Source organism: Nocardia tengchongensis (assembly GCF_054781395.1).
On sequence record NZ_BAAGUM010000005.1, the window covers coordinates 229,333 to 233,167 of the forward strand.

The following is a 3,835-nucleotide window of genomic DNA, read 5'->3' on the forward strand; positions in this document are numbered from 1 at the left end:
GGCTATCCCCGGGCGACCCGTCTGCCCCGAATTTCCTTGTGCGCCATTGGGAGTTCACGACAGTAGGCTGTGCTTGCACAGACATGGGAAACCGGGCGGAGCGATAGTAGTCATCGATGGCACCTGATAATACGAAAACACCTGTGTGGGGATCGGGCTTGAAGGCGCAGATCGGCGCGCACACGTTGCAGTTCGATCCCAAGGACGCGCAGACCGCCATGACGGCGGCCTCGACGCTGGCCGAGTCGATGCGCGCCTATCAGAAGGCGGTCACGGACTTTCATCTCGACTCGTTGCCGAACATCGGGTCCTATCCGTCGGGCGCGGAACTGGCGGCCGGGCTGAACCGGCGGGGAACCGAGCTGTACAACGCGCTCGGCACGCACATCGACATCCTGACGAATATGGTCGACATCTTCCGTGAGGCGTCCCAGGCGTACCGGTACGCGGACAAGTTGTCGGCCGATCAGCTCACGGCCGCGCAGAAGAACATCGACTGGGCCGGTGACTACAAGATGTCGACGGGCACCGCGAAGCTCGATGTCGATCCGAAGAACTACGAGAAGCAGGCGGGCGGGTACGGCGACGGCTTCCGTGAGGATCTGAAGAAGTGGGCCGAGAACGACAAGAAGACGAAGGACCACTTCGAGATCAACTGGGAGGACAAGAACATCCAGGAGTGGCCGCCGATGATCGCGTTGCACGACACGCTCACCAAGACCGGCGCCCAGGGCGACAAGTACCGGACCGCGGGTGAGGCATACGCGGGCATGGCCGAGAAGATCAACACCAAGGTCGGCGCATACGTCAACACGATCGGTGGGTTGAGTAACAGCTGGCTCGGCGCCGGCGGGCAGGCCGCGCGCGCCGCCGTGGACAAGTACGGCCAGGATCTGGCGCCGCTGGTCGACACCATGAAGATCATGGGTCAGCTGCTGAACTACACGGGCAACTGGATGAACAGCTGTGGCTACCTGATGCCGGCGAAGGCCACGGACGGCTGGTACCTCTCCTGGTTCCGCGGCTCCGACCTGGAGGAGGCCCGCGACAGCTTCGGGGACTACTACCTGAAGCCGGGCAAGCACACGTTGTCGGTGATGCCGGTGATGCCGGCACCGCGCATCGACCAGGCTCCGGCGCCGAAGGACGGCGACAAGCCGAAAGATGGCGACAAGCCGAAAGACGGCGACAAGCCGAAAGACGGCGACAAGCCCAAGGACGGCGACAAGCCGAAGGACGGCGACAAGCCGAAGGACGGCGACAAGGGTCACCCGCAGGGTGGCGGTGGCGCGAACAACGGTGGCGGTGGCGCGAACAACGGCGGCGGGGCGAATCATCCTCAGACGCAGAACCATCCGAAGGTCGACGACAAAGACAAGACGAAGCACGCCCAGGACAAGAACCACCAGAATCCGAACGACAAGAACCACCAGAACCCGAATCAGAACCCGAACGGTTCCAATCCCAACGGGTCGAATCCGAACGGGTCCAATCCCAACGGTTCCAGCCCGAATGCGACTACGCCGCAAGGTACCTCGCCCACCGGCTCCACGGGCAGTGCGGACAGCTCGCAGCTGACGGGTATGCTCACGTCGCTGCTCACCGGTATGAACTCGGGTATCTCGACGCTCTCGCAGCAGCTGCCGACCATGTTGCAGCAGTTGCAATCCGCCATGCAGTCGAGCGACACCGCTACGCTGGCACACCTTTTCGGCGTGCCGGAGGAGAAGATAACCAGCGCGTTCGCGGCGATCGAGAAGGATCCGGCAAAGCTGGCCCAGCTGGGCCAGCTGCTCGGTGTCAGCGGGGCGGATACTCCCCAGGTGGCGAATCCGGCCGCCGAGGTGCGTTCGCAGGCGCTGCCCGGACCGGATGGCGCGGTGCGGGCGTCCGGTCAGGTCGCGGGTTCTCCGTCGTTCACCAACTTGTTCCGTACGGGTCTGGGAGCGGAGCCGGCTGCGCCGATCGGCACTCCGGAGGGTGCGATGGTGGCGTCCGGTGCCGCCGGTGCGGAGCCGGTGGCCGGTCCCGTGGATTTCGTGCGCACTCTCGAGCGCGGCCTCGAGCAGGCGTTCGAGGCGCCCACGGCAACGGTTCCGGTGGCTGAGCGGTGATCTGGGATTTCAGCGATGACGAGTTCTTCGTGCTGTGCGAGCGGTTCCTCGATGGCAAGGTGCCGTTTCCGCTGGTGTACACCAGCCACACCCGGTATGAGGAGGACGCGAGGCGTCGGCATGTCGAGGTGACGGAACAGCTCGGGCCCGCTGTGTTCGCGGAGCTCGAGCCGGTGTTCGAGCTGCTCCGGAATCCTGAGCTCTCGATCGGGGCCCATGCGCGGCGGGAGGATGACCTCGACAATCCGGAGCTTCGGATTCGCGCGCACCTGGCTCGTCGCGGCCGTCGCGCGGTGATGGTCACCATGAAGCCGGGTGAAACCATTTACCACAGTGGCGGATTCACGCTGACCGAGTGTGAACCCGAGGATCTGCCGGGTTTGATCGTCGGTCAGCTGCCTGCGACCGAGCCAGGGAGCGGGCCCGCGGTGCCGCTGGTGACGGAGCCCGAGGAACGGGATCCGTACGAGGTCAGGCAGTCGTTGGCGTTTGATTCGTTCGAAGAGACCGACGAGAGCCGCAGTGCCGCTTTCTGGGCCAAGCCCATCGAGTGGAATGGTTTCGTCAGGGTGATGCAGGGCCGGTCCATGTACGGACCGCGTGGCCACATGGAATCGCTGCTGGTCTGGCGGGATCTGCCGATGGACGGGCGCTACGCGTTCGAGATGGGCCGACCGGAGACGCACGCGGTCGCTACCGGCCCGCAACAACTGGCGAACCGAATCGATGGTCTGATGCGGGAGGTCCTCCAGCACATGGAGGCTCGGGGCGAATCGCTGGGCTGACGGCGTCGGGCGGGGTGTCTCGATACGCCCGAATCAGCACTCTTCGTTAAGGTTCCGGCAACTGCCCGGTCGCTCACGCCTGACATGGTTTCTCCCATGAGCGGTCGGCTGGAGGCTTACGAGGATCTGTTGACCAAGGCGGCCGGTAAGACGGACAAGGTGCGCGACGGGATCGAAAAGGTCCTGAGCACACTGGCTTCCGCGGCGGACGGTCGGGGGACGCCGTGGGGGAACGACACGCTCGGCAGCAACTTCGCCGAAGGTGATCAGGGCTATCTCGCCAGCCGGAAGAACATCGTCGAGGGCGCGGGCAATATGGCGGGCACCTTCGGAAACTTCTCCGACGGCCAGTTGAAGGCCGCCGAGGAGCTGAAGAAGATGGATCACGGCAACGGCGACGGGTTCGAGTGAGCCGATCATGGTGAACGAGCGGGCCAAGGCCGATTTCACGGATATCCTCGACGATTTCCGCGATCAGATGCGCACCATCACCCAGTTGCAGCAGCAGCGCGCGGCGGTCACCGCGTCCGCGAGCGTGCGCGGCAAACGGGTGACCGTCACCGTCAACGCCGATGGCACGGTGATCGAGACCAAGTTCGCCTCGAATATCGACGATCTCGACTACCCGGAGATCGCGAAGGCGGTGACCGAGGCCGCGCAGCAGGCGTCCGCGGAGGTGGCGCGGCGCAGCCGGGAGATCATGGCCCCGGTGTCGCAGAACCGCAATCGCCTGCCCAGGCTGACCGAACTGGTGCCGGGCATGCCGGATCTGACTGAGGCGCTGCGGATTCCGGAACCGCCGGTGGTGTCGACCGCGCCGCCCAAGGCGCCGGAACGTCGTGCCGCGGAGCCGGATTCGGACGACTCGCGGCGAAATCGTGGCGGGGCCACCGATTCCGGATGGTGACTCCACCTCTATCGGTGGGTTAGCGGCGC

Annotated in this window: 4 protein-coding genes; all 4 read left to right on the top strand. The window is 65.0% G+C overall.

Going from position 1 to position 3,835, the window contains the following annotated elements; all coding sequences use genetic code 11:
- Positions 1–158 precede the first annotated feature (158 nt).
- Complete coding sequence (locus ACYVKL_RS09740) at positions 159–2,114, top strand: hypothetical protein (RefSeq protein WP_379168500.1); 1,956 nt, start codon at positions 159–161, stop codon at positions 2,112–2,114.
- Positions 2,111–2,899 (top strand): ESX secretion-associated protein EspG, encoded by a 789-nt coding sequence (locus ACYVKL_RS09745; RefSeq protein ID WP_379168501.1) that lies wholly within the window; start codon positions 2,111–2,113, stop codon positions 2,897–2,899. The genes ACYVKL_RS09740 and ACYVKL_RS09745 overlap by 4 nt, the downstream gene beginning before the upstream one ends.
- 96 nt (positions 2,900–2,995) lie before the next feature.
- The gene (locus ACYVKL_RS09750; protein WP_379168503.1) at positions 2,996–3,310 is read left to right on the top strand and encodes a hypothetical protein; all 315 of its coding nucleotides are present in this window, start codon (positions 2,996–2,998) and stop codon (positions 3,308–3,310) included.
- Between the two features lie 7 nt (positions 3,311–3,317).
- Entirely contained in the window at positions 3,318–3,806 is a 489-nt protein-coding gene (locus ACYVKL_RS09755; protein WP_357197878.1) for a YbaB/EbfC family nucleoid-associated protein, read from the top strand.
- The last annotated feature ends 29 nt before the right edge of the window (positions 3,807–3,835 follow it).

What these genes read in the sequence shown, in the direction of transcription:
- ACYVKL_RS09755 (WP_357197878.1), top strand. Translation starts at nt 3,318, where the DNA reads ATGGTGAACGAGCGGGCCAAGGCCGATTTCACGGATATCCTCGACGAT.
- ACYVKL_RS09750 (WP_379168503.1), top strand. Translation starts at nt 2,996, where the DNA reads ATGAGCGGTCGGCTGGAGGCTTACGAGGATCTGTTGACCAAGGCGGCC.